At 65.5% G+C, this 24094-nt stretch carries 25 protein-coding genes; 9 read left to right on the top strand and 16 right to left on the bottom strand.

Features of this window, described 5'->3' with window-relative positions; all coding sequences use genetic code 11:
- Positions 1-3: 3 nt before the first annotated feature.
- The 5 genes from AWB67_RS01330 to AWB67_RS01350 all read right to left on the bottom strand — a co-directional run bounded on the left by AWB67_RS01330 (position 4) and on the right by AWB67_RS01350 (position 6136).
- Positions 4-702, bottom strand: a complete 699-nt coding sequence (locus AWB67_RS01330; protein WP_087654415.1) for a glutathione S-transferase C-terminal domain-containing protein — start codon at positions 700-702, stop codon at positions 4-6.
- A 31-nt stretch (positions 703-733) separates the two neighbouring features.
- The gene (locus tag AWB67_RS01335) at positions 734-3100 is read right to left on the bottom strand and encodes a DNA polymerase II (RefSeq protein ID WP_087654416.1); all 2367 of its coding nucleotides are present in this window, start codon (positions 3098-3100) and stop codon (positions 734-736) included.
- A gap of 72 nt (positions 3101-3172) precedes the next feature.
- Positions 3173-3559, bottom strand: coding sequence for a DUF427 domain-containing protein (locus tag AWB67_RS01340; RefSeq protein ID WP_087654417.1), 387 nt, complete (start codon positions 3557-3559; stop codon positions 3173-3175).
- 180 nt (positions 3560-3739) lie between these two features.
- Positions 3740-4714, bottom strand: a complete 975-nt coding sequence (locus AWB67_RS01345; RefSeq protein WP_235024996.1) for a hypothetical protein — start codon at positions 4712-4714, stop codon at positions 3740-3742.
- Between the two features lie 360 nt (positions 4715-5074).
- Positions 5075-6136, bottom strand: coding sequence for an AraC family transcriptional regulator (locus tag AWB67_RS01350; RefSeq protein WP_087654418.1), 1062 nt, complete (start codon positions 6134-6136; stop codon positions 5075-5077).
- Between the two features lie 165 nt (positions 6137-6301).
- Here AWB67_RS01350 and AWB67_RS01355 point away from each other — a divergent pair, with 165 nt between their 5' ends.
- The 3 genes from AWB67_RS01355 to AWB67_RS40710 all read left to right on the top strand — a co-directional run bounded on the left by AWB67_RS01355 (position 6302) and on the right by AWB67_RS40710 (position 7873).
- A complete protein-coding gene (locus tag AWB67_RS01355; protein WP_087654419.1) occupies positions 6302-6736 on the top strand; it encodes a GFA family protein in 435 nt (144 codons plus the stop codon).
- 130 nt (positions 6737-6866) lie between these two features.
- Positions 6867-7700, top strand: coding sequence for a class I SAM-dependent methyltransferase (locus tag AWB67_RS01360; RefSeq protein ID WP_087654420.1), 834 nt, complete (start codon positions 6867-6869; stop codon positions 7698-7700).
- A complete protein-coding gene (locus tag AWB67_RS40710; RefSeq protein WP_159964761.1) occupies positions 7697-7873 on the top strand; it encodes a hypothetical protein in 177 nt (58 codons plus the stop codon). Before AWB67_RS01360 ends, AWB67_RS40710 begins: the two co-directional genes overlap by 4 nt.
- Positions 7874-7910: 37 nt before the next feature.
- Here the strand turns inward: AWB67_RS40710 and AWB67_RS01365 are convergent, their stop codons facing one another.
- Complete coding sequence (locus tag AWB67_RS01365; protein WP_159964763.1) at positions 7911-8879, bottom strand: VTT domain-containing protein; 969 nt, start codon at positions 8877-8879, stop codon at positions 7911-7913.
- Positions 8880-9077: 198 nt separating this feature from the next.
- Positions 9078-11099: a VTT domain-containing protein gene (locus AWB67_RS01370; protein WP_087654537.1), complete on the bottom strand. Its 2022-nt coding sequence runs from the start codon at positions 11097-11099 to the stop codon at positions 9078-9080.
- 145 nt (positions 11100-11244) lie between these two features.
- Here AWB67_RS01370 and AWB67_RS01375 point away from each other — a divergent pair, with 145 nt between their 5' ends.
- From AWB67_RS01375 to AWB67_RS01385, 3 genes are all read left to right on the top strand, one after another.
- Positions 11245-11598 (top strand): DUF1428 domain-containing protein, encoded by a 354-nt coding sequence (locus tag AWB67_RS01375; RefSeq protein WP_087654422.1) that lies wholly within the window; start codon positions 11245-11247, stop codon positions 11596-11598.
- A gap of 146 nt (positions 11599-11744) precedes the next feature.
- A complete protein-coding gene (locus AWB67_RS01380) occupies positions 11745-13283 on the top strand; it encodes a hypothetical protein (RefSeq protein ID WP_087654423.1) in 1539 nt (512 codons plus the stop codon).
- Positions 13284-13467: 184 nt separating this feature from the next.
- A complete protein-coding gene (locus AWB67_RS01385; protein WP_087654424.1) occupies positions 13468-14226 on the top strand; it encodes a DUF4410 domain-containing protein in 759 nt (252 codons plus the stop codon).
- A gap of 10 nt (positions 14227-14236) precedes the next feature.
- Here AWB67_RS01385 and tehA read toward each other — a convergent pair whose 3' ends face one another.
- A complete protein-coding gene (gene tehA / locus AWB67_RS01390; RefSeq protein WP_087654425.1) occupies positions 14237-15217 on the bottom strand; it encodes a dicarboxylate transporter/tellurite-resistance protein TehA in 981 nt (326 codons plus the stop codon).
- 141 nt (positions 15218-15358) lie between these two features.
- On the bottom strand, positions 15359-15640 hold the full coding sequence (locus AWB67_RS01395) for a hypothetical protein (protein ID WP_087654426.1): 282 nt from the start codon (positions 15638-15640) through the stop codon (positions 15359-15361).
- A gap of 181 nt (positions 15641-15821) precedes the next feature.
- Here AWB67_RS01395 and AWB67_RS01400 point away from each other — a divergent pair, with 181 nt between their 5' ends.
- From AWB67_RS01400 to AWB67_RS01410, 3 genes are read left to right on the top strand one after another with little or no spacing between them, the layout of a single operon-like run.
- Positions 15822-16457, top strand: coding sequence for a TetR/AcrR family transcriptional regulator (locus AWB67_RS01400; RefSeq protein ID WP_087654427.1), 636 nt, complete (start codon positions 15822-15824; stop codon positions 16455-16457).
- 29 nt (positions 16458-16486) lie between these two features.
- Positions 16487-17563: an aldose epimerase family protein gene (locus AWB67_RS01405; RefSeq protein WP_087654428.1), complete on the top strand. Its 1077-nt coding sequence runs from the start codon at positions 16487-16489 to the stop codon at positions 17561-17563.
- 34 nt (positions 17564-17597) lie between these two features.
- Positions 17598-18347 carry a Pr6Pr family membrane protein gene (locus tag AWB67_RS01410; RefSeq protein WP_087654429.1) on the top strand — a complete coding sequence of 250 codons (750 nt, stop codon included), beginning with the start codon at positions 17598-17600 and terminating at the stop codon, positions 18345-18347.
- A gap of 9 nt (positions 18348-18356) precedes the next feature.
- On the opposite strand, the gene AWB67_RS01415 is transcribed toward AWB67_RS01410, so the two are convergent.
- The 7 genes from AWB67_RS01415 to AWB67_RS01445 are packed head-to-tail and all read right to left on the bottom strand — an operon-like array spanning position 18357 to position 24073.
- Positions 18357-18665, bottom strand: a complete 309-nt coding sequence (locus AWB67_RS01415; RefSeq protein WP_087654430.1) for an EthD family reductase — start codon at positions 18663-18665, stop codon at positions 18357-18359.
- Between the two features lie 30 nt (positions 18666-18695).
- Positions 18696-19619 carry an MBL fold metallo-hydrolase gene (locus AWB67_RS01420; protein ID WP_087654431.1) on the bottom strand — a complete coding sequence of 308 codons (924 nt, stop codon included), beginning with the start codon at positions 19617-19619 and terminating at the stop codon, positions 18696-18698.
- Entirely contained in the window at positions 19619-20473 is an 855-nt protein-coding gene (locus AWB67_RS01425; RefSeq protein ID WP_087654432.1) for a quinoprotein dehydrogenase-associated SoxYZ-like carrier, read from the bottom strand. The genes AWB67_RS01420 and AWB67_RS01425 overlap by 1 nt, the downstream gene beginning before the upstream one ends.
- A 22-nt stretch (positions 20474-20495) precedes the next feature.
- The gene (locus AWB67_RS01430) at positions 20496-21413 is read right to left on the bottom strand and encodes a quinoprotein relay system zinc metallohydrolase 2 (protein ID WP_087654433.1); all 918 of its coding nucleotides are present in this window, start codon (positions 21411-21413) and stop codon (positions 20496-20498) included.
- Positions 21413-22393: a LysR family transcriptional regulator gene (locus tag AWB67_RS01435; protein WP_087654434.1), complete on the bottom strand. Its 981-nt coding sequence runs from the start codon at positions 22391-22393 to the stop codon at positions 21413-21415. Before AWB67_RS01435 ends, AWB67_RS01430 begins: the two co-directional genes overlap by 1 nt.
- 55 nt (positions 22394-22448) lie before the next feature.
- Positions 22449-23189, bottom strand: a complete 741-nt coding sequence (locus AWB67_RS01440) for a hypothetical protein (RefSeq protein ID WP_087654435.1) — start codon at positions 23187-23189, stop codon at positions 22449-22451.
- The gene (locus tag AWB67_RS01445) at positions 23186-24073 is read right to left on the bottom strand and encodes a substrate-binding domain-containing protein (RefSeq protein WP_087654436.1); all 888 of its coding nucleotides are present in this window, start codon (positions 24071-24073) and stop codon (positions 23186-23188) included. The genes AWB67_RS01440 and AWB67_RS01445 overlap by 4 nt, the downstream gene beginning before the upstream one ends.
- Positions 24074-24094 lie beyond the last annotated feature (21 nt).

Genomic DNA, 24094 nt, shown 5'->3' on the forward strand with positions numbered 1-24094 from the left:
GACTTAGGGCGTCTGCTTTAACGCCGCACGCATTACACGAACATGCCCGACGAGCTTCGGCTGCGACAGCACGAATTGCTTGAGCGGCGTATCGATATCGTAGAAATAGATGTTGGCAAGAAAGCCGTAAAGCGTCGCATCGATCCCCGACGGCTGCGCGCCGAACATGAATCCCGCGTCGCCGATCAGGTTCGCCACCGCCCGCAGGTCGGCGATGCCGCGCGCGTACACATCGTCCGGTTCGAAGCGGCCGATGCCCTGATAGTGATAGCGCTCGAAGTTGTATTTGCGCGCGCCTTCGAGTGCCTCGGCGGTGATGTCGGGATGCGTCGTGAGCAGCGTATCGCGGAAGGTCGGCCAGTAGCGCGGATCGCGCCAGCGCGAGTACGACATGACCCAGTAGAGATCGTCGAGCGTGCGGCGCACCAGCAGATCGAGGTTCTCTTGCGCGGACGTGAGCGCTTTATCGATCGGCGGATCGTACTTGCGCTTGAGGTGCGCGACGATCGCATCGCTGTCGCCGATGATGGCGCCGTCGTCGTCGATATAGGGAAGCTGTCCGCGCGGCGCGAGCTTCGTATCGAGGATATGGCGATGTTCGAACGGCAGCCCGCAGAGCGTCAGGAACGCGAATATCTTCAGGCCATAGGGATTGTTGTCTTCGACGCCAAAGAGATCAGGGTATGAATAAAGTACGATCATCGGACGCTCCGTCGCGCGAATGCGCGTGCCATTAGAAGAGTTCCTTCTGTCCCGACATCAGGCTAGAGAAGTCGTCGCGCAGGAACGGGAGGATCGCGTCGGCCACCGGCTGGAGCTGGCGCGTGAGGTAATGATCGTAGTCGATCGCCGCTCGTTGCACTTCCACCGGCTCGGGTCCCGCGACCGTCATCACATAGCTGATCCAGCCGCCGTTCTGATACTGCAGCGGACGGTTCTGCCGCCGGTTGTGCTCATCGGCCAGGCGCGCCGCGCGCACGTGTGGCGGCACGTTTCGCTGATAATCGTCGAGACGCCGGCGAAGCTGCTTGCGATACACGAGCAGTTCATCGAAGTCGCCAGCGAGCGTGCGGTCCGCGTAATCGCGCACGAAGTCCTGATACGCCTGCCCCTTGAAGATGCGCAGATAAAGCTGCTGCTGGAACTGCTGCGCGAGCGGCGTCCAGTCGGTGCGCACCGATTCGAGGCCCTTGTAGACCATCTCGTCGTTGCCGTTCGCATCGACGATCAGCCCGGCATAGCGCTTCTTGCTGCCCTGCTCGGCACCGCGGATCGTCGGCATCAGGAAGCGTTGATAGTGCGTATCGACTTCGAGTTCGAGTGCGCTTTCAAGGCCGAACGCTTCACGAAGGTGCTCGCGCCACCATCCGTTCACGCGTTCGACCAACGCGCCGCCGATGCGCTGCGCGTCCTCCTCCGTATGCGCGTGCTTGAGCCACACAAAGGTGGAATCGGTGTCGCCGTAGATAACGTCGTAGCCCGCGTCTTCGATCAGCTCGCGCGTGCGATGCATGATCTCGTGGCCGCGCATCGTGATCGACGACGCGAGACGCGGATCGAAGAAGCGGCATCCGCTCGATCCCAGCACGCCGTAGAACGAATTCATGATGATCTTGAGCGCTTGCGAAAGCGGCTTGTTGTGCTGGCGCTTCGCAGCCTCGCGCCCTTCCCACACCTGTCCGACGATCGCCGGCAAACTGTGCCGCGTGCGCGAAAAACGTGCGCCGAGAAAGCCCGGCACGGATTCGTTATCGCCGGGATGGCGCAGCCCCTCCACGAGCCCGACCGGATCGATCAGGAACGTGCGGATGATCGACGGATAGAGGCTCTTGTAATCGAGCACGAGCACCGAATCGTAGAGGCCGGGCTTCGAATCCATCACGAAGCCGCCGGGGCTCGATTCGAGTTGCACGTCGCCGAGATTCGGCGCGACGAATCCCGCGCGATGCATGCGCGGCATGTACAGATGCGTGAACGCCGCGACCGACCCGCCGCTGCGATCCGCGGCCAGCCCCGTGACCGTCGCGCGTTCGAGCAGGAAGGTCAGCAACTCGGTCTTCGCGAAGATTTTCGTGACGAGTTCGCAGTCGTTCAGGTTGTAGCGCGCAAGCGCCGGCTTGTCTTCGGCGAAGCGTCGGTTGATTTCGTCCATGCGCGCATACGGGCTCTCGATCGACTTGCCCACGCCGAGCAGCGCCTGCGCCACGTATTCGAGACTGAACGACGGAAAGCTCCACGTCGCGGACTTGAGCGCTTCGATCCCGTCGATGATGAGCCTCCCCGCCACCGACACGAAGAAGTGGTTCTGCTTCATCCCGTGCTCACGCCAGTCGACGAGGCTTCCGTCGCGTCCGAGGCGCAATGCGACGCCATAACGGTCCGCTTCTTTCTGCAGCACGCGCAGGTCGAACTGCACGAGGTTCCAGCCGATGATCGCATCGGGATCGTGGCGTTTCACCCAGTCGTTGAGGCGCTCGATAAGTTGTGCGGGCGTGGCGAGATATTCGAGGTCGAAGTCGCGGCCGGTGTCATCGCCGTTCGGCTCGCCAAGCATGTAGACCTGCCGCTCGCCGCATCCTTCGAGCGCGATCGAATAGAGGTCGCCGCGCTCGCTCGTTTCGATATCGAGCGACACGACCGCGAGCCGCGGACGATACTCCGGCGCAGGCCGCAGTTCGGCGTCGAGCAGCGGGCCGTCGCCGTTCGGCGTGCCGCTGAAGCGCACGGGCGCCGTGATGAAGCGCTCCATCACATAGCGCTCGGGCGGACGGACATCGGCTTCGTAGACCTGCACGCCGCCATCCTTCAACGACTTTTCGAGGTTCGACAGTTGCCGATACTGCTGGCAATACAGCCCGAGCACAGGCCGATGCTGGAAGTCGAAAAGCGGCAGCGGCCGCAGTTCGACGCCTCGCGCCCCGCCGATGATCGATTCCGCGCGCGTCCGCTGTTCAGCCGGAATGAACGCGACCGATGGCTGCGGTGCGAGACGGATGCGGCGCGGGCCGCTGTCGGTGGCGAGCCAGAACTCGACCTCCGTGCCGGCGGGCGTGTCGCGCCAATGTCGGGTCAGTAGGAAACCCTGTTGTGCCTGAGTCAAGCGGATGCCTTCGTAAGCCTGTGCGGTCGCGCTATTTTACGTTCGATCGCAGCGGGGCATCGCTTGGTGAACTCAGCCCTCGATGACCTCGATCGAATCGACGCGGTCCGGATAGAACGCCAGATGCTCCGCGATTTCAGCGACCGCTTCATAGGGCGTTTCGTACGACCACGCCGCGTTAGCGCCCTGCTCGCCAGCCGCCGCGACGCTGTAGTACGAGGCCTCGCCTTTGTACGGGCAATACGTCTGATGAGTCGTGCTCTCGAACACGGACATGTCGATGTCCTTGCGCGGGATGTATTGCACCGCGGGATACGCTGCTTCGCGCAGCGTCAGGGCGTCGCGCGTATCGGCGATCACGCGGCCGCCGGCCTTGACCACGACGCGCGATTGCGTCGGAGCGATATCGATCGGGTGGTCGGGCCCCGGAATTTTTACGACCCTGCTTTGCGTCTGCATTCGGTTCGGCTCCTGAAGAGTGGTGAGGCATCGTTTGATGCTACTTCATACACGCTTGAAGAAAAACGCGATCGAAGAGAACAGAGATGTCGAATCAACCGAATAATCGCGGCACGTCTTCACACCCAGTGGGCGGGAAGGTACACAACGTGGCGCCGGGCCAGGAGGTGCGCGTGAAATTCACGCCCAGTGCGCGGGGATGTACACCCGGCCGACCCAGTGCGCTGGCACCCAGACAACCGGACGCGGCGCGGGCGCAACGTAGACCACATGCGGCGCCGGCGCGACATACACCACATGCGGCGCGGGCGGCGGCGGCACGACCACGAAGGCCGGCGGCGGAGGCGGCGGGACATACACCGCAGGCGGCGGCACGACCACGACCGTCGACGGCGGAGGCGGCGGCGGGACATACACCGCAGGCGGCGGCACGACCACGACCGGCGCGGTGCTTACTCCCACCGTGGTGACGCTGCTGGTCGTCACCACGCCGCTGCTGGTGACGGTGCTGCCATGCACGCCCGTCACGCTGCCGGAGGTCGTCACGACGCCCGGCGCAACTTGCGTCGCGGTGCCGGAGTGGTAGACGGTGCCGCCGTCGTTGCCGGTCGCCGTACCCGAGCGCGAACATGAAGCGCCTGCGCAATTCGTCGATGCCGAATGGCTGACGGTGTTGCCGTTCGCGCCGTTGATCGTCCCCGACGACGAGTACTGGCCCGGTGCGTTGCGCGTGACGGAGCCGTCGGTCGTGGCGGTCTTGCCGTCGGGGCCAGTCAGGTTGCCGTTGTGCGAACAGGTGCCGCCCGCGCAGCTCGTGTCGCCGTTGTGCTGGACCGAGTTGCCGTAGCGGCCGGTCGCGGTACCCGAGTTAGAGAACTGGCCGGGCGCATTGCGCGTCACGGTGCCGGTATTGGTCGCGACGCCGCCCCACGGACCCTCGACGCCGCCCGCATGCGAGCAGCTTCCGCCGCCGCACGCGCCGTAGTGAGCACCGTTGTAGACGCCGCGCGAGGTGGACATCGTGCCGTGCTGCGCCCATCCCGCCGATGCCGGCGCACTCGCCAGCGCGACCACGGCGGCCGTGGCGGCGAGAACGAAGCGCCGCAGTGTGACGGAGGAAACGACGTTCGGGATGACAGACGAGGTGAGCTTCACGGTATGTCCTTGGCGGTTCGGGCCACTTCGCTTCGTTGCGTGGCGACGGAATGGACTATAGAAGAACGCGCCGGGCGGGTCTCTAGCAAACTTATTTCATGCGATGTCACGAGGCTGGTGGAAGCGGTTTCGGCTGTTGGGGGCGCCTTGGAGGGCGCGTCGGCGTGGTCGCCGCGCCGTGACGTGAATCTCGCTCAGGACGCTGCTGGCTGCACGAGTGCCACTGTTGAGGGCGCATCAGCGTAATCCGCTGCGCCGCGACACGAGACCGAAAGCGCGCGATTGGCACGAATACCCCTGCCCGTGGCACATCGGAAAGCGCATCTCAGTGATCGGGTGCGCGCGTCACGAGACGCGCAACTAGACTCGCGTCTCCCCCGCAGCCGACTCCGCGGCGGGCACGATCGCGACCTCTGGAGCCACCTCGGAACCCGCATCGCCATGATCCCCCGCGCCATGGCTCTTGCGCCACCCAGCGGGAGGCATGCCGAACTCTCGCTTGAACGCGCGGTTGAACGCAGCTTCCGACTCGTAACCCACCTGCTCCGCCACCGCCGCGAGCGACTTGCGCCCGCCGAGCAGTTCCTGCGCCGCGATCTGGAGCCGCCAGCGCGCGAGATATTGCATCGGCGGCTGGCCGAGCAGTTGCGTGAAGCGCTGCGCGAGCGCCGAGCGCGAGAGCCCCACCTTCTTCGCGAGTTCATCGACGGTCCAGCAATGCGCGGGTTGCGCGTGCAGCATAGCGAGCGCGCGTCCGACGAAACGGTCGCCGACACCCGCGAGCCAGCCCTTGCGATCGGCGGGCAGCGCATCGATGCAGCGCCGCACCGCCTCGACGAACAGCAGTTCTGAAAGGCGCGCGAGCACGATGGCGCTGCCGACGCGCCAGTCCGCCGCCTCCGCCGCCGCGAATTGCAGCGACGATTCGAGCCACGCCGAGCGCGGATCGTTGCGCATGTCGATCTTGAAGAGGCGCGGCAGCGCGGAAAGCACCGGATTGCTCAGCGTGTCGTCGCAGGCGAGAAAGCCGCAGACGAGCCGCGTGCGCGCCCCGCCGCCGCCGTACGTCAGCTTCATCACCTGCCCCGGCGCCGATTCGAGCTGGCTCGACAGCAGATGGCCCGTCGGCGCGGGTGCGAGATCGAGCGCGCTGCCCATCAGGTGCGCCTCGCCTTGCGGCACGACGAGGAGCTCGCCGGCATCGACGCGAATCGCCGAAGAGGAATCGTCCGCGAGGCTCGCCCAGCAGCTTCCCTCGGTGATCAGGTGATAGGAGACGACCCGTTCCGCGCGCGGCAGGAACGCCGCGCACAGCGCCGCGTCCGCCTGGCCGTAGAGGCACCAGGGCGCGGTGAAGTCGCCGTTGAGATAGACCGCGCCGCCGAGGCGCACGACGCGAAGAACGTCGGATAAGGCATCCATGACGAAGGCTCGCCAGTTCCGGCGTCCGTGGCAAGAGATCTGGACGCCTAGTCATTCATCGATACAACCGCCGCGCTGATACTAGCACTCACGCGAATCCTCAACAACGCAGGCAAATACGCTGGACTCGCGAACGACCCATGCGAACCATCGAGGAGCCACACCATGAGTTCAAAGAACGGTTATCGAGGCCAATGCTTTTGCGGCGAAGTGCAATTCACGGTTACGGGCACGCCCGCCGGCATGGGCTATTGCCATTGCGAGTCGTGCCGTAGCTGGTCGGCGGGACCGGTCAACGCCTTCACGTTGTGGAAGCCCGAAGCGGTGACGATCACGCGCGGCGCGGATCATGTCGGCACTTACAACAAGACGCCGCACAGCTATCGCAAGTGGTGCAGGAACTGCGGCGGGCATCTCTTCACCGAGCATCCCGGGCTCGGCCTCACCGATGTCTACGCGGCAGTCATCGAGGACTTTCCCTACGACGCATGCGTGCACGTCCACTATCAGGAAACGACGCTGCCTATGCGCGACGGCCTGCCGAAAATGAGGGACCTGCCGAAGGAAATGGGCGGCTCGGGATACAGGGTCGCCGAGTAGTCGGTCTGATGTGATTTGGCCCGCCCGCCGCGCGGGCAGACAGGCAAGCGAAGTCCGCGGCGACACCATAACAGGCGGTATCCCGATGCGCGCTCGCATCGCCGCCATTTCGCCTCTCTCAGGAGCAAACATGTCCGCAGTCCAATCTTCCTTCTCGCCCGCCGCCGATCTCGCCGCCGTCAAGGCCCGTCAGCAAGTCGCGTGGTCGACGGGCAACTATGCCGTCGTCGGCACCACGCTGCAGATCGTCGGCGAGGACCTCTGCGAAGCGCTCGACCTGCGCCCGGGAAGCCGCGTGCTCGATGTCGCCGCGGGCAACGGCAACGCGACGCTCGCCGCCGCGCGCCGCTATTGCGACGTGACCTCGACCGACTACGTCTCGTCGCTGCTCGATGCAGGCCGCGCGCGCGCCGAGGCCGAAGGCCTGCCCGTGCAGTTCCAGGAAGCCGACGCGGAAGCGCTGCCCTTCCCCGATGCATCGTTCGACGTGGTGCTGTCCACCTTCGGCGTCATGTTCACGCCGAACCAGGAACTGGCGGCGCGCGAACTCGCGCGCGTGTGCAGGCCGGGCGGGAAGATCGGCCTTGCCAACTGGACGCCCGACAGCTTCATCGGACAGGTGTTCAAGACGATCGGCAAGCACATTGCACCGCCGACGGGCGTGAAATCGCCGGCGCTGTGGGGCACGAAGGAACGGCTCGCGGAACTCTTCGGCGACAGCGCCCGCGACATCCGCGCGACGAGCCGCGAGTTCATGTTCCGCTACCGGTCGCCGGCGCACTTCATCGAAGTGTTCCGCACGTACTACGGCCCGATGAACAAGGCGTTCGCCGCACTCGAAGGCGAACGGCAGGCGGCATTCACCCAGGACCTGACAGCGCTGATGGACAGCCGGAACCGTTCCGGCGACGGGACGCTCGTGTTGCCGAGCGAGTATCTCGAAGTCGTGGTGGAACGAAAATGAACACGATCAGGCAATCGGTGGCCGGGCCGCTTTTTGCCGTGCTCTGGCTGTGGTCTGCGATCCGCCTCATCGGCCTGCGCTGTGCCGCTGTAACTATCGGCTTGCCGCTCTGCTCGTCCGCCTGCCTGCTCGGGCTGCGGTTCGTGTTGATGGCATTCGGGCTCTCGGCCTGACTTGCTGGCTTCGTCCCTCTAGCGAGGGCGAAGCCAATCATTGCCGCGCGAGCGATGGCTCCAGTGCACCGCCGCCATGCGCCAGCACCGGCTCCACCGGATACCCCCGCGCGACCCACGCATCGAGCCCGCCTCTGAGCGCATGCGAGTGCAGAAACCCCTCGCGATGCAGCCGTGCGCACACCATCTTCGCCGCCGCGTCGTTCGGACACGCGCAGTACACGACGACCACGCGCTCGATCGTGCCGACGTCGGGCGCGTGCGGATCGAACATCGACGCACCCGGAATCCGGTACGGCTCCTGCCCGACCTCGGTCGCGAGCCGCGCATCCAGCACGACCGGCGGCGACTTCGCGTGCATCATCCGGTCGAGCTGATCGACCGACACGCAGCGGTCATCCAGCCATTTTCGCAACCGCCAGCGCCGCACGTATCGATACGCGAGGTACAGCAGCGCGAGCGCCGCGAGCACGTCGACAACGGTTGCGCCGTGCGCTTCGACCGTCTGCACGAGCTGCGCCAATTGACGGCTGAAGAGCGCGCCGCCGAGCAGCCAGAACGACGCCCACGCCACCACGCCGATCGAGTCCCAGGTTGCGAAGATCTTCGTCGGAATGTGCGTCGTGCCCATCAGCGGCGGCGTAATGAGCGCCAGGCCAGGCACGAACTTGCAGATCGCCATGATCGGCGCGCCGAAGCGCTCGAAGAGGGCGCGCGTCGTCTGGACGCTGGTATCGATGGATAGCGAGAAACGCGCGAGGCGGTTGATCAGCGGACGCCCGTAGACGCGGCCCGCCGTGAACCACACGCCGTCGCCGATCATGGCCGCGAGCACCGCAGCGACGAGGACGTGCGTGAACGAGAGCGTGCCGTGCGCGATCGCCGAGCCCGCCAGCACGAGCACCGGCACGGCCGGAACCGGCACGCCAAGACGCGTCAGAAGGACGTTCGCGAAGACGGCCTCGCCGCCCCACGCCGTGATCGCCGCTGGTGAAACGTGTATCACTTGCCGCACTCCTCGTTGGTCGGATGCGCGTTTTCATTGTTGCACGCGGGGTGGGAATGCGCGCGGCGGTTCGTCGGAGCAATTCGCCGCGCGTGACGTGCTGTGCTGTGTGGCGGTTGCGCTCGCGCACGTTTCGCGTCTGGGCATCGCAAGGCTCGCGCCCGCTAATTCTCCGTTGCACCGCAGCACGCAAAAGCCTCACCTCGCCGCCGCCCGCGACGCGATCAACGTCACCCGCACGCCCTCGCAGCCCGCGCTGCGCGCCACTTCGAGATCGTGCCAGGGCGATCCCTCCCCGTGTTCGGCGATCATCGGTTCGACCACCCGCGTCGGACGCAGCACGTTGAACGGCCACGACGGCCGCCGCAGCCGCTCGTGCACGAGCGAGCCGAGCCAGATCGGCGTCGGCGGCACGCCGTTCTGCTGCTCGACCGCATAGTGCGTCGGCCAGAAGCGCAGGACGTCGCGCTCGTCGGCGCCCTTGTGCGAACGCACGAATTCCAGTTGCGACGGCTCGCCGTTGTTCAGCCGCGGCAACACGGGCAGCGCCGTCGCGGTGACGTTCGGCTCGACCAGCGACAGCACGCTCTTGGCCGACAGCCGCGTGCCCACGCTCCATCCGCGGCTTTCGAGTTGCGCCTTGACCTGCTCGGCGGTCGCCGTCCATTGCACGGTGATCGGCTCGCGCCGGTCGCCCTCCATATTCGCGCGGTAACACGAGAACGTGCGCCAGACGGTGTCGGTCCACTGCGCGGGCGTCACGACAACTACCTCCGGACGTTGCGCGACCTCCGCCGACGGCAATTCGCGCCCGGTCGCGACCTGCGCCGCGACCGAAACGCCGATCACCGCCAGCACCGCGACTGGCATCAGCGGCCGCGCGCGCGGCTTCTCGGGATGCCGCCAGACGGCCATCAGCGCGACGAGGAACACCCAGATCGCCGCGAGCGCCGCGCCGCCTAGGGCATCGGAGAGGGTGAAACGGTCGAAGTAGAGGCCGGAGAGCGTGACCGCCGTAACGACCGCGACCGTCGCCACCGCGACCAGCACGCGCGACACCGACCCGACCCGCCGCTCCACGAGAAACGCGAGGAAGCCGTAGATGATGACCGTTGCGGCGACGTGGTTGCTCGGAAAGGCGCGCGCGCTCGATGCCAGCGTGCCGAGCGGCAGATGCCGCGTCGCAAGCTGGATCGCGAGGATCAGCAGTTGCGAGAACGCGACTGCGCCGAGCCACCAGGCGATCGTGCGCCAGCGCCGCTCGATCGCCATCCACGCGATCACGAGCACGACAAGCGCGGTGAGCGTCGGCAGGCTGCCGAGCGTCGAGAGGACGGAGAGCGCGTCGTCGGCCCAGGTCGAGCGGAACGACTGCAGGAAGCGGTACGCCGACATGTCGACCTGCACGAGCGGATCGCCGTGGGCGATGTCCTCGAGCGTCGAGAAGAACACCGCCGCCGATACCAGCAAAAACACCGAAATCGTAATGATGAGCCCCGCCGCCGGGCTATCCGGATTCAGCGTGCGCAGGACGATGCGCCCCGCGCGCCCCGGATGACGCTCGCCCCACTCCAGCAGCCGCTGGCGCGACGTGCTGGTCCACGAGCGCGCGTGGGACACCGCGATGCGCACCACGTTGTAGATCAGCCAGGCGGCCACCGCGACGATCGCCGCGATCACGACGAGCCGGAACGAAACGGCCCCCGCCAGTTCGATCGATGCGCCGAACACGACGCCCGGCAGGATATGCACGGGCGCCCAGACGAGCGCGGAGAGGATATTGATCACGAGAAAGCGGCCGGGCGTCATGCCGAGCATGCCGGCGACGACCGGCACGATCGCCCGGAGCGGCGGCGCGAAGCGCGCGGAGACGACGCTTTTCGCGCCGTGCTTCGCGAAGTATTTCTCGCCCGCGACCAGCATGCCCGGATGCGTGCGGAACGGCCAGACCTGGCGGATCCGGTCCTTGTAGCGCGCGCCGATCCAGTAGCTCGCGGCATCGCCCGCGACGGCGCCCAGTATCGCGCAGACGAATACCCAGCCGAGATTGAGCGTCCCGGTGCCGATCAGCGCGCCCGCGACGAACATCGCCGTGCTGCCCGGAATGAATGTCCCGATGAACGCCACCGATTCGAGCAGCGCCGCAAGCGCGACGACCACGAGCGCCCACACGGGATGGCCCGCGAGCAAGTGCAGCAATTTGAAGTAGGCATGCTCCATCGGCAGCTCCTCGTTCTTGTCGGATTCTAGCCCCGTTGTCGCGTGGGCTTCTTTCAACGCGGCCATGTCGATTTACCGGCGCGCCGATCGTCGTCATGATGGGAGGCGCATATTGCGCGCCCGTCCAGCACACAGGAGGTGGTTCATGAATTACGTCGATGGATTCGTCGTGGCGGTACCGGTCGCGAAGCGCGAGGCGTTTATCAAGCATGCGCAGGCCGCAGCGGTCGTCTTCAAGGAGTTCGGTGCGTTGCAGGTGGTCGAATGCTGGGGTGACGATGTCCCCGAAGGCAAGCTCACGTCCTTTCCAATGGCGGTCAAGCGCGAAGCCGACGAGCAAGTCGTGTTCTCGTGGATCGTGTGGCCGTCACGCGCGGTACGCGACGAAGGCATGAAAGCCGTGATGGGCGACCCGCGCCTGAACCCCGAAACCAACCCGATGCCGTTCGACGGCAAGCGCGTGATCTTCGGCGGCTTCGAGGTGATCGTCGAGGCCTGATGCGCTGCACAAACCGCTCCCTGCTACCGTCAGCGTGAATAGGCAGGCATCCTTGAGCGGGGATGTGCGCGCGCCGTCGTCGTGGGATAACACCGCCACATGTCTTGCGCCGGGCAAGGCAGCAACCTCGGTGGCGGGAGGAAACCATGCCTTCGGACAATGTCATGCAACGGGTGTCGGCATCGGGCGGCTTTGCCGACGGACGCTCGGATCAGCGATCCGCGCAATTGAGGAAAGCGGCGCGCTCGCCCGTCATGCGCAGCGGCCCGACGGGCCGCTCGTGGCTCCTGTGGGCGTTCGTGCTGCTCGTCAACGTGGCGGGCGGCGTATTCCTCTGGCTCCTGATGCCGCCCGGCTCCTGCAATGCCGCGACGCCGTGCAGCATGCTCGCTCACATGCGCGTGTGGCTATGGGAATTCGTCGGCCGCGCACCTTTGCCGGGCGTGACGACGCGTTCGCTCGTGGCGCCCGATGACTTCGTCGTCGCGGTCGTGCTCGGGGCGATCGCCACGACGCTCGTCGCCGCGCCGTTCATCGGCTTCCTGACGCGCGGCTGGTTCGCGCGTCTCGACGAATTCCGCAACAGCCTGCAGGACGGCGCGCTCTTCGCGTATCTGCGGCGCTTCTGGTCGGCGCGCCTGCTCGCCGCGATCGATGAAAGCCCGGGGGGCGGCCGGCCGGTCAGCGAACAGGCGCTCGGCGCCGAACAGACGTGGAAGGATCTCGAAGCGCGCCACGCGGGCGTGAGCGGCAAGGTGTTCGAGACCATCTATCACGAGCAGTTCGGACTCAGCTCGTTCCTGCCGCCGTTCCTGCTGCTCGTCGTCATCACATATGCGGAAGGCGCCGTGCTCGCGCCGCTGCGCGCATGCGGCACCGGCGCGGCTGAGTGCACGCAGGTCTTCTTCGGCGCGGGGCCGCAGCTCGTGATCAGCGCGATCGCGGGCGCCTACATGTTCGCCGTCAGCGATGCCGTGATCAGCATCCGGCGCCGCTCGCTCAACGTATCGGACGTGTACTGGTATGCGCTGCGCGCCTTCCTCGCCCTGCCGATCGCCACGCTCTTCGCGCAGGCACCCGGTGTCGACGGCATGAAGCCGGTGTTCGCGTTCGCCGTCGCGATGCTGCCCGTCGATGTCCTGCTCAAGCAGATCCGCCGCCTGGCCTATCCGCCGGCGGTCGCGCAGGCCAATCCCGAGGAACAGGGCGACCAGTTGCTCATGCTCACCGGCGTGACGACGCCCGTCGTCGGCCTCTTTCTGTCCGAGGGCGTGTATTCGGTGGAACAGATCGCGGCATCGGACCCGGTGCTGCTCGCGATCCGCACGGGCCTGCCGTTTCGCTTCGTGATCCGGCTCGGCGGGCAGGCGATCGTGCGCCGGCATCTCGGCGACCGCGCTCGCGAACTGATCCCGCTCGGACTCGCCGATGCCGGCCCTATCGTCGAGCTCGTGCGGCGCGCGGACGGCGGCCAGGCTTTCGACGTGGCGACGCAGGCCGCGCGCGTCCGCCTGATGGCCGACGGCGACAAGGACATCCCGCTCGAACTCGTGCAGACGAAGTTCCGCCAGATCGCGGGCGAGGAGTACGCGAAGATGCTGTCGAAGATCGGGCCGCTGAAGGACGCGGGTGCCGATGCACCGGTTGCGGCCACAACTCCGGCCCCGGCCCCGGCCGCCGCGTGACATAGGGCGAAATAATTGTTGAATGGAGTTCGAAGCACCCTTTGCCCATACTTGCCTCTGTCGCTGGAGCACGAACGAAACGCCAAGCAGAACGCGCCCCAGCCAAGGTGTATCGCGATGTCGAGATCATCAGACGATACGTTTAATCAGGCTTCAGGCACGGTTGTGCCGGTAAAGGGTGAACATGTTTGCTTCGTTTAAATTCAGCGTGCGGCGGGTAGTGGCGGTGGCGGCTCTCGGTTCGATGTTCCTCACGGGATGCGCCAGCGCGGATGTCGGCACAGCCACTGCGCAATATTCTGCGACGCAGGTTGCGCGTCCCGACACCATCTACGTCTACGCATTTGACAGCTCCGCCGACGAGGTCAAGCTCGACAGCGGCAGGATGCAGAAGATGAAGGCGCGCATCGAAGGCACGTCGGCGGCTGAAGAGCAATCCGCCGATGCCACGGAAGTGCGCGAGGAAGTCGCGAACGAAATCGTCGCGAAACTGCAGTCGATGGGCCTGCGCGCCACCCGTGCAAACGCTCCGGCCCCGGCCGACGAAAACGTGCTGATGGTGACCGGCCACTTCGATACGATCGATGCCGGCAATCGCCGCCGCCGCACGCTGATTGGCCTGGGCGCGGGCAAGAGCGACGTCGGTACGTCAGTGCAGGTGCTCTACAAACCGGCGGGCGGCGCGGCGCAGCTCGTGCAGAGCTTCGACGCCAACGCCGACAGCGGCAAGATGCCGGGCGTCGCGGAAACGGCGGGTATCGGCGCGGCGGCTGGGCACGTGGCGGCATCGGCGGCGGTGGGCGGCGGGCTGCACGGCGTGACGGAAACGAAGCGCGCGGGGGTCTCGGCAGATGCGAAGCGGCTCGGCGACTCGATCGCCAAGCAGATCGCAGAAGTGGGTGTCGCGCAAGGATGGATGTCGGAGAGCCGCATCAAGGGCTGAGGGAATCCGATCAGCCGGCGCGCGCGTTCATTGCGACGGCTTTCGCCGGCAGCAGTTCGCCACGCAGCATCAGCGCGATCGTCTTCAACACGAGCAAGCCGATGATCACGTTCGACGCGATGAAAAGCCCCGGCGCCAGCCATTCGACCGGCCCAGTGCTGCCGCGCTCGACCATGCGCATCGCCATCGTCGGCAGCGCGGCGACGCCGAAGCTGAAGGCCCAGTACGACGGCGCGAACGCCTGCTTGCGAATCCACGGCAGGAGGCGCAGAAGCACGAGCGCCTGATAGAGCCCGTAGCCGAGCAGGATCATCGCGAAGAGATCGGGTGTGCCGCTCGTCAGGCTCAAGTACGTCACGCCGCCGACGACCGGCGGAGCAAGCTGGATACCGAGCGTCGGACGCAGCGCATCGGGCAGCGGCTCATGGACGGTCGCGCGCTGCATGATCATCGATTCGAGCGCGATCCATGACAACAGGCCCGCGCCGAAGAAAAGCGCGCCAAGCTGCGTCCAGCCGAAGGCGGCGGCGGTCGTCCCCGCGACGAAACTCGTGCCGACGGAAGGGAGATAGATGGCGGCGGTGACGAGTTCGGGCTTGCGTCCGCCCTGCCAGAAGCGGCCATGGAGGAACACGCCGAGCGCGAGCGCACCGAACGCCGACACGGCGAACAGCACGAGTGCGCCAGGCCGCGAATACGGGATCAGCGCTTGCGCCGCAAGAAGGCTGGACACCGGCCCCAACGCCGCGAACGACGATTGCACCGGATGCTGCATTTCGATGCGCGCCTCTTCGCGATGCACGAGCCACTTGTGCGCGTAGCCGAGCAGGATCGCGAGCCAGATGGCGAGTGCGGCGAACGTGATCAGGTCGGCGGCAGCGGCGCTCACCTGCCAGATTCTCGCCGCCACGCGCCATGCATTCGCCAGCGCGAGCGACCCCACCGCAATGCCGAAGAAAGCGACCGGCATCGGTCCGCGATCGATGTTCATGTTCGTATCTCCGTGAAGGACTGCGGGCGGGCCGGCTGTAACAACTGGCCCGTCGATGGAGATACTTTAGATGCCGCCGGTCGCTTCGTGAATGCCGGCCAGTCTCACGAACATGCTCGATCGGCTCAAATCGACCGCGTTTTACTGGCTCACGGTAGCGTTCGTGCTGGCCTGCTGCGAAGCGTGCGCGGCCGAAACCGACGTCAGCACGGCAGCCGGTAAATGTTGCGCTTCCTGCTTGCTCACCGCGCCGACGAACTTCCACCCCGTGGGCATCTTGACGAACGTGTAGCCCGTAGGCTGGTCGACGAAGACGTCGAAAGTCTTGGCCGTGTCGGCGGAAACCGACGGCGACTGCGCGAACGACATCGCGGAACCGGCGAGAAGCGAAGCGGCAACGGCTGCGTGGATCAGTGCTTTCATAGCGAAAACTCCTTCAAATTTGCTCGTGGATCGAAAGCCGCATCAGCCGCGCTTCCGATATATGTAACGACTGACACAGATATTAGGCGATACGGCTGGTCGCTGTCCAGTATTTTTGTTATGCTCGATACATAAATACGGGAAACGCCACACATGGCGTTCAAGAAACAGGAGCCGATGTATGTCATCCGTCGATGAAGAAGCCGTCCGCAGGCCGCGTGGCCGGCCGCGCGCCTTCGACCGCGAAGCCGCGCTGCGGCGCGCGATGGAATTGTTCTGGGCTAAGGGCTACGACCATTGCTCGATGAGCGATCTCGTCGATGCGATGGGCATCAATTCGCCGAGCATCTATGCTGCGTTCGGCAGCAAGGAAAGTCTGTTTCGTGAAGCTCTCGCGCTCTACGGCAAATCCGAGGGCGCGACTGCGCAGGACGCGTTGCAGGAACTGGTGAGCGGACGCGAGGCGATCAAGACGATGCTGCGGCGAAACGTGGAGTTGTTCACGTGCTCGGGCAAGCCGCGGGGCTGCATGCTGATACTCGGCGCGCTCAACATCGGCGCCGAGCATGAGGAACTGCATGTGATGTTGAAGAAGCGCCGCCAGGCGATCGCGGCGCTGGTCAGGAAGCGGCTCTCGAAAGCGGCGGAGGACGGCGAACTACCGTCATCGGCCGATATCAGCGTGCTGACGGCGCTGTGCATGACGATGCTGAGCGGCCTGTCGATGCAGGCGCACGATTGCGTGCCGCGCGCCGTCCTGTTCAGCGCGATCGATATGTTCGTCGCGTCGCTGCCTTTTATCGATACGACGCCCTAACGCTGGTTCGATCCCGACACCACGCAAACATGACTCTCCCCGATACCGAAGGCAACCGCACCACTAACGCACGCATCGGCGTCGAGCACTGGGGCCTGCTTCCCGGTGGCGATGCCGTGCGGCTCTTCACGCTGGGCAACGCGCACGGCATGCGCGTCGCGATCGGCGATCTCGGCGCGACGCTCGTCTCGTGGCACGCGCCCGATCGCGCGGGCCGCATCGCCGACGTGCTGCTCGGTCACGATACGCCCGCCGACTATCTCGCGGCCCGCGCGTTCATGGGCGGCACGATCGGGCGCTGGGCGAACCGTATCGCCGATGCGCGCTTCACGCTCGATGGCGTGACGTATTCACTCGATCGCAACGACGGCCCGAATCATCTGCATGGCGGCGCGGCGGGTTTTCATCGGGCGCTGTGGCAAGCACGCGAAGTGGACGGCGCGCTCGTGATGACGCACGAATCGCCCGCAGGTGACGGCTGCTTTCCCGGCGCGCTCACGGCGACCGTGCGCTTCTCGCTCGACGACGAAGGCACGCTCACGCTCGATTACGACGCTCTCGCCGATGCCCCGACGCCCGTGAGCCTGACGAATCACGCGTACTTCAATCTTTCAGGCGACGCGCCCGACATTCGCGACCATGTGATCGCAATCGATGCGGACGCGTTCTTCGCCGTCGATGATTCGATGATCCCAATCGCCCGCGCCGATGTCGCAGGCAACGCGTTCGACTTGCGCGCGGGCGCACCGATCGGTGCGCGGCTCAACCGGCCGGACGAGCAGCTCGCGCGCGCGGGCGGCTTCGATCATTGCTACGTGTTGCGAAGCGACGGCAACGCGCTCTCCACGGCCGCCGTCCTCTACGATCCCGCGAGCGGCCGCGAACTGACTGTCGCGACGAATGCGCACGGCATGCAGTTCTATACCGGCAATTTTCTGGAAGGCGTGATCGGTCGCAATGGCGAGCGGTATTGCAAGCACGCGGCGCTGTGCCTCGAAACGGGCGCGTTCCCGAACCAGATCAACATGGACGATGCCGCCGATGTCGTACTGCGTCCTGGCGAACGGTATCGGCAGAGAACGACTTACAAGCTGAGCGTGCGATAAACGCGGAATTCGCGCCGCCTATAAAATCGAACGGATGAACCGTTCATCCCTTCCCGCCGGCCGCCAGGAGCCGGAGCTTCCGTTGCACGCGCCGAGCGTCGCATCGCTTTCGATGGCGGCGGCGATCGCGCTCATCGCCTGGATCGCCATAGCCGCCCAGGCCGACATCACGATCGACCGCTGGACCTCGCGCGGCTATAGCGTGTTCTACGGCGTCGAACGCATGAGCAGCTATCTGACGAACCTGACCGTGTTCGCGAGCGCCATCTGCTTCACTTGTGTGGCGGCGCGTGCTCGGGCGCCTGTCGCGCGCTTCTTCCGGCAGCCGACCGTCGTGACGGCGGTCGTGGTGTACATGGTGTTCGTCGGCATCGCGTACAACGTGCTGCTGCGCTACCTGTGGACGCCTTCTGGTTATCGCGCGCTCGTCAACGAGTGTCTGCATACCTTCGTGCCGGTGATGGCCGCGCTTTACTGGGTGCTGTACGTGCCACGATTTCAATTGAGCCTGCGTCATTGCATGCTCTGGCTCGTGTTCCCGCTCGGTTATTTGAGCGTGACGCTCTGGCGCGGCAGCGTGTCGGATTTCTATCCCTATCCGTTCATCGACGTGGGTGAGCTCGGCTATCCGCACGTGCTGCTCAACGCGACGCTGCTCGTGATCGCGTTCCTCACGCTGATGGGCGTCTTCATCGCGATCAATCACCGCAGGCCGGACCTCAGCGTGCCCGATGAGGAAGAGCAAAGCGAACAGCCCGCCGATGACTTGCGCGGGGGGCCGTAGTGCTCACGCTCAAGCGTCCTTCGTATCGAACATCAGCAACTCGACGCCCGCCTGCGCGAAATTCGCGAGATCGCCTGCCGTCGCCGCGCCTTCGGGCGAACCGAGGGCCGTCTTGATCGCATCGAGCGATTCGAACTCCAGCACCGCGACGAGGTAATACGGCGACTCGCCCTGCCCCACGGCCACCGGCCCCTTGCTGATCTCGTAGCTCTTGAGTCCCGGCAAGGTTTTCGCGAGCGGCGCGTGAGTCGAGGCGTAGTGCGCATCGAACGCGGACGGGTTCGACGGATGCTTGTAAAGCGCCAGAAGCTTGGCCATCGGTTGTCTCCTTTTAGTAGTGCGGTTGGGTTACTGCTTTTCGAGCTGCAAATACAGCCGCTGCACGTTCTGCGGCTGCGCAATCGCATAGAGTTTGTAGTGGCTGAAGGCGGGGACTTGCACCGTGCGCATCGCGTCCGTCAGACCCGTGCCGCTCGCGTACGCGCGGCGCACGCCGGCATCGAGTTCACGCAGGTAGGCGCCCGTTTGCATGATGCCGTCGCCCTTCAAGAGCGGTCCGAAGCCCGGCACGACCACGCGCGGGTCCATCGCGCGCAGCTTGTCGAGCGCGCCGAGCCAGCCGGGAATCTGCTCGTTGCGAAGCTCGGGAATCCGTCCGTTGCTGACCAGCCCGCCCGCGAACACAACGCCCGTCGCCGTATCGAGCACGGCGAGGTCGCCCGGCGTGCTCGCGGGGCCGAAGTGGAGCAGTTGTAGATTGCGGCCGCCGCTTTCGATCTGCGTCGTGCCTTCGACGGTACGGTCCGGCACGGTCACGCGCGAGCCGCTCATCTCTTCGTCGCCGAGCGTGCGCTGCAGGTTCTTCAGACAGATCGCGCATCGTTCGCGGATCAGTTCGGCCGCGCGGCGTTGCGCGAGAATCGGCACGCCCTTATCGCGAAACGCCGAAGCGCCGAACACGAATTCCGGCGCCTGATGCGTGATGATGACGAGTTCGACAGGCAGCGGCGTGAGCTTGCGGATTGCTTCGATCATCGCGCGGCCGTATCGGTATGACGAACCGGTATCGACCACCGTCACGCCGCTCTTTCCGACGATGAACCCATTGTTCGCGACGATCCCGCGATTGGCCGGCGCCACCGCGTCGCCATCGCCGAGCATCACGTAGACGCCCTCCGCGATCGCGACGGGCGCGGGCACATCGCCCGCTGCGGCATGTGCAAATGCCGCGCACGCGAGCAACACTAACGCGCTGAAAAACCGCGCGCGCATCAAAGGCCGTTCGACGAAGTCTGCTGCACGCCCGGTTGCGGGCTGACCGCGACCGCCCCTTCGAACTGCTTGTTCTTCGTATCCTCGACGTGCGCCTTCAGTTCGCCGTTCCCGCGCGGCACGAAGTAAAAGCGGAAGTTCGGGTTCTCGCTGATCGAGAAATTCACGTTCGCGGTCATCACGGGCTTGTCGGCGTACGTCACCTCGACCTTGCGGATGAAATACGCACTCGCATAGTTGCGCGTGACCTGGTTCATCGCCATGCCGGTGCGGTTCGGATGCCGCACCATCAATTGCGCAAGCTGCGGACGCCCCGCGACGCTCTGCCCTTCCGCTTGCAGGCGCACCTGGCCGGCCGTGACTTCGGCGGTGGCATCGTCCTTGCCGGCGGGCGCCGAGCAGCCGCCCGATGCCTTCACGAAACGCACGGCGCTATACAAATGTCCGTCGTTCGTCTCGGCGATCACGCGCATGAACGTGTAGTCCTCCACGCGCACGCGTGTCTCGATGCTCGCGAGCCCCGAGTCCGGCGTGAAATCGAACGAGCCCGCGTACGGCTCGGGATTCTCGTCAATGAAGAGATAGACGCGCTTGATGTAGTGCGAAGGCGTTTGCGGGAACTGCGCGGTGATCGCGATCGGCACGACGGCGGCATCGGCTGCGCGCGCGGGCGCCTGTAACTTGATGACGGGGTCGCCGTGCGTATCGACGGGGCGGTCCTTGAACGTGCCTTCCTTGAAATCGAGCCAGCGCGCGATCTTGTTCGGGTCGTCGTCGGGCTGGGTGGCGTAGGCGCCGTTGAACGCGAGCGTCGCGATGACGGCGATCAGCGCGTCGCGTTTTCCGATGGTCATGATGTCCCTCCGTCCTGCTGTTCTACTGTTCCCACTCGAGTTCCGCATACGCGGCGGTCACGTTGCGGCGATGGTAGATATCGAACAGCAGCCACTTGCCGCGCTCGTTCTCGCCGATCGTATCGACCGCCTGCTGCATCGTCTCGCCGCGCCTGATCGATGCACGCACATCCTGCGCCAGATGGCTCAAATACGCTTCTTCGGCGTCGAGCGCGGCGCGCCACGGCGTATCGATCGGACCGTGTCCCGGCACCACGTGGCGCGGATTCATCTGGCGAATCGCGGCGATATCGTCGAGCCAGCCGATGATGCTGCCATCGATCACAGGAATGCACTTGACGAACAGCAGATCCGCGAGCCACAGCGTGCCCGTCTCTTCATCGTATACCGTCAGGTCGTTGTTCGTATGCGCTGTTTTCCAGGTGCTCAGAATCAGCTTGCGGTGGCCGAGGTCGAGCGTTTTCGTGCCATCCACGGCGAGCGTGGGCGGGACGATTTCGCTGCCGTCGGCAAGCGGGCCCAGTTCGCGCCGCAGCACGCGCAGATAGTTGTCCGCGCGTGACGCCTCCGCCTCGCCGAGCGCCGCGCTACCAACGAATTGCAGACGATCGCCCCTGAACGCGGCGTTGCCGAAAATGTGATCGGGATGCATGTGCGTGTTGATCACATAGCAGACCGGCAGCGGCGTCACGGCACGAATCGCGGCGCGCAGCTCGCGCCCTTCTTCGACGGTGCCGCCGGTATCGATCACCGCGACACACTTTCTTCCGACGATAAACCCCACATTCGCGATATCGCCCTTGTTTTCGCGTGTCGCGACATCGTCGTGGCCGCGATGCACGTAAATACCGGGCGCGAACTGCGTCACGGCGAGCGGCGCGGCGGCGTGGGCCGCGCAAAAGCAGAGCAGCAGCCCGGCCATGACGATCAAACGCCGCATCACACCACGCCGCCTATCCGCTCGCCCTGCGCTCGTTTCGGCGGCCGCAGCGCGAATTGTGCATACTCGCTTTCGAGGAACGGCTCGGCGTGTTCGAGCAGAAAACGCCGAAACGCGAGACACGTCGGAGACAACTGCTTCGAGCGCGAATGCACGAGTTGCCACGTCCGTTCGATCGGCGTGCCGTTCACGTCGAGCAGCGCAATCTCGCCCGTGCGCAATTCGAGCGCGAGCGTATGCAGCGAAATGAGGCTCACGCCCATGCCGGCCATCACGGCCTGCTTGATCGTCTCGTTGCTGCCGAGCGTCACGCTTCTCGCGGGCACGAACAGATGCTGCCGGAACACATGTTCGGCCACCGCGCGCGTGCCGGAGCCGGGCTCGCGCAGCAGGAACGTGTCGCCGGCGAGCTCCTGCAGGTCGAAGCGCCGCGCGTGCCGCAGCGGATGCGAGAGCGGAGCGACGATCACATGCGGGTGATAGGCGAGCGGCTCGGCGGTCGTGCCCAGCTCGGGCGGCGGACGGCCCATGATCGCGAGATCGGTCGCGTTGTCCTGCAGCCAGCGCAGAAGCGTCTCGCGATTGCCCACCGAAAAACGCACGTCGACCTTCGGAAACTGTTGCGAATAGAGCGCGAGCAGCTTCGGCGCGAAGTACGTCGCGGAACTTACGATGCTCACCGCGATCGAGCCGCTATCGGCCTGCGTCAGCGACATCATTGCGTCCTCGGCGTCCTTGATTTCGCCGAGGATTCGGCTCGCGTGATGCGAGAGGCGCTCGCCCGCCTCGGTCAGCGCGAGCCTGCGCGCGACGCGCTCGAAGAGCGGCAGCCCGATCGCTTCTTCGAGCTGCCGTATCTGCATCGACACGGCGGGCTGCGTCAGATGCAGTTCCTCGGCCGCGCGCGCGAAGCTTGGGCAGCGGCACGCGATCACGAAGATCTGCAACTGGCGCAACGTCAGCGAGCGGATGAAGTTCACGATGGGCGGCCATGCGTCGAAGAGAAGCCGGACAGGTGCCCGGCCCCGAACACAATCAACGGCTCGCGCGCGGAGCGTTCGCCGGCTTGACAGGCGCCGTCTCGCCGGGCTTCGCGGGCGCGAGCGTGCGCTGCGCGCTCTGGAAGTTCAGCGTTTCGGTTTGCACCGGATGGGCGAAATCGTTGTTCGCGCCCGGGGTTTCGGTGCGGATCGACATCACGTGGCCGGGCACGTCGTCGGCGACGAGGAACGTGTAGCGCTTGGCCGTGTACTGCGGAAAGCGCGCGGCATTCGGATCGTCGAGATATGGCTGGATCACGATCTGCTGCGCCTTGATCTTCTTGCCGCCCGCTTCGCTCGTCACCTGCACGATCGGCGGATTCGCCGCGAGCGCAAGCCGCACGCGCTGCTGGAAATAGCGCCGCTTGCCGCCGGTCAACTGCTCCATCTCCGTGATGTCGTGCTCCAGGAAATACAGGATCACCGGATTGCACGGCAGGCCGCCGGGCAGGGACACGGGGCCCGTGTGGTCGGACACGCGTGCGTCGCCGTTCGTGTTGCCGCGGCTCGTGACGAGCACACGCACGGTGTCCTTCAGCCGCTCGGGCGGGCCGGAGCTGTCGAGCGCGTAGTCGAGTTCGGTCAGCGGATCGACGCCGTCCAGATGCGGCGCCATGAAGAGCAATTTCTCGGCGGGCGCGATGTCGGTCGCGGGCGCGTCGGCGGCGTAGGCGTGACACGCGCTGCCGAAGAGCGCCGCCACCGCGACGCGCGATAACACCTTGAGGCTTCTCATTGCGCCGCCGCCGGCTGCAGGGGCAGCAGCGGCACCTGATAGCTCGTCAGGATCTGGTCGATCTTCGGCTGGTTCGCGCCGATCCAGTTATCGACCTTGTCCTTCCACGCCTTCTCGCCGTAACGCACGCCCATCGAAATTTCGTAGTCGAAGCGGATGCCCGGCGTCGGCTGGAAGGGCACGAGCTTGACGGTGTCGTTCGAACGCTTCACGAAGTAGCCGGCGATCGGCCCCCACAGGAACACGACGTCGACGGTGCCCTTCTTCATGTCGCTCTCGATCATCTCGCCGGGGAACGCATCCGGGTCGCCGCTTTGCGCCTGATACGACACGGCCTGCTCGATCAGGTTGTTGCCGAGCAGCCAGTCGACGGCGGGCGTGCGCGAGAAAATGCCGAGCCGCAATTTCTTGAGCGTGTCGGGCGGCAGTTTCGTCAGGTCGGACGGCGTCTGGATGCTCGCGAACTCGGGGCGGTTCGGGAACACCATCGCGTAGGTGGAATGCAGGTACGGGCGCGTGGTCGCCGTCAGGTCGTAGCCCTTCGGCACGCCGATAATGAGGTCGCACTTGAACCGTTCGGTGTCGGGCACCTTGTCGCGCAGCGTGCGCCGCACGAAGCCCATGCGCTGCGGAAAGTACGTGTATTCGATCTTGTACCCGAAGTCGCTCGCCATCTGGCTCGCGATCTTGTTCTCGTAGCCTTCGCCCTTGTTGTTCGACAGCGGCATGTTGTTCGGATCGGCGCAGACGCGCAGCACGCCGTCGGCGCCATCGTTGTTGGGCAGCGCGGGATCGTCGGCGAGCGCGGCGTGCGACGCGCAAGCGACGAGTAGCGCGGCGGCAAGCCGCACGGCAGTGATGCGGGTTACCTTGCATTCAGACATCGGCACCTCCGGTAGTGACTG

The organism is Caballeronia terrestris (genome assembly GCF_001544515.1).
GTDB classification, from domain to species: Bacteria; Pseudomonadota; Gammaproteobacteria; order Burkholderiales; family Burkholderiaceae; genus Caballeronia; species Caballeronia terrestris.

Coding starts and splice junctions, on each gene's coding strand:
- AWB67_RS01330 (WP_087654415.1), bottom strand. CDS start 702: ATGATCGTACTTTATTCATACCCTGATCTCTTTGGCGTCGAAGACAAC.
- AWB67_RS01340 (WP_087654417.1), bottom strand. CDS start 3,559: ATGCAGACGCAAAGCAGGGTCGTAAAAATTCCGGGGCCCGACCACCCG.
- AWB67_RS01350 (WP_087654418.1), bottom strand. CDS start 6,136: ATGGATGCCTTATCCGACGTTCTTCGCGTCGTGCGCCTCGGCGGCGCG.
- AWB67_RS01355 (WP_087654419.1), top strand. CDS start 6,302: ATGAGTTCAAAGAACGGTTATCGAGGCCAATGCTTTTGCGGCGAAGTG.
- AWB67_RS01360 (WP_087654420.1), top strand. CDS start 6,867: ATGTCCGCAGTCCAATCTTCCTTCTCGCCCGCCGCCGATCTCGCCGCC.
- AWB67_RS40710 (WP_159964761.1), top strand. CDS start 7,697: ATGAACACGATCAGGCAATCGGTGGCCGGGCCGCTTTTTGCCGTGCTC.
- AWB67_RS01370 (WP_087654537.1), bottom strand. CDS start 11,099: ATGGAGCATGCCTACTTCAAATTGCTGCACTTGCTCGCGGGCCATCCC.
- AWB67_RS01375 (WP_087654422.1), top strand. CDS start 11,245: ATGAATTACGTCGATGGATTCGTCGTGGCGGTACCGGTCGCGAAGCGC.
- AWB67_RS01380 (WP_087654423.1), top strand. CDS start 11,745: ATGCCTTCGGACAATGTCATGCAACGGGTGTCGGCATCGGGCGGCTTT.
- AWB67_RS01385 (WP_087654424.1), top strand. CDS start 13,468: ATGTTTGCTTCGTTTAAATTCAGCGTGCGGCGGGTAGTGGCGGTGGCG.
- tehA (WP_087654425.1), bottom strand. CDS start 15,217: ATGAACATCGATCGCGGACCGATGCCGGTCGCTTTCTTCGGCATTGCG.
- AWB67_RS01395 (WP_087654426.1), bottom strand. CDS start 15,640: ATGAAAGCACTGATCCACGCAGCCGTTGCCGCTTCGCTTCTCGCCGGT.
- AWB67_RS01400 (WP_087654427.1), top strand. CDS start 15,822: ATGTCATCCGTCGATGAAGAAGCCGTCCGCAGGCCGCGTGGCCGGCCG.
- AWB67_RS01405 (WP_087654428.1), top strand. CDS start 16,487: ATGACTCTCCCCGATACCGAAGGCAACCGCACCACTAACGCACGCATC.
- AWB67_RS01410 (WP_087654429.1), top strand. CDS start 17,598: ATGAACCGTTCATCCCTTCCCGCCGGCCGCCAGGAGCCGGAGCTTCCG.
- AWB67_RS01415 (WP_087654430.1), bottom strand. CDS start 18,665: ATGGCCAAGCTTCTGGCGCTTTACAAGCATCCGTCGAACCCGTCCGCG.
- AWB67_RS01420 (WP_087654431.1), bottom strand. CDS start 19,619: ATGCGCGCGCGGTTTTTCAGCGCGTTAGTGTTGCTCGCGTGCGCGGCA.
- AWB67_RS01425 (WP_087654432.1), bottom strand. CDS start 20,473: ATGACCATCGGAAAACGCGACGCGCTGATCGCCGTCATCGCGACGCTC.
- AWB67_RS01430 (WP_087654433.1), bottom strand. CDS start 21,413: ATGCGGCGTTTGATCGTCATGGCCGGGCTGCTGCTCTGCTTTTGCGCG.
- AWB67_RS01440 (WP_087654435.1), bottom strand. CDS start 23,189: ATGAGAAGCCTCAAGGTGTTATCGCGCGTCGCGGTGGCGGCGCTCTTC.
- AWB67_RS01445 (WP_087654436.1), bottom strand. CDS start 24,073: ATGTCTGAATGCAAGGTAACCCGCATCACTGCCGTGCGGCTTGCCGCC.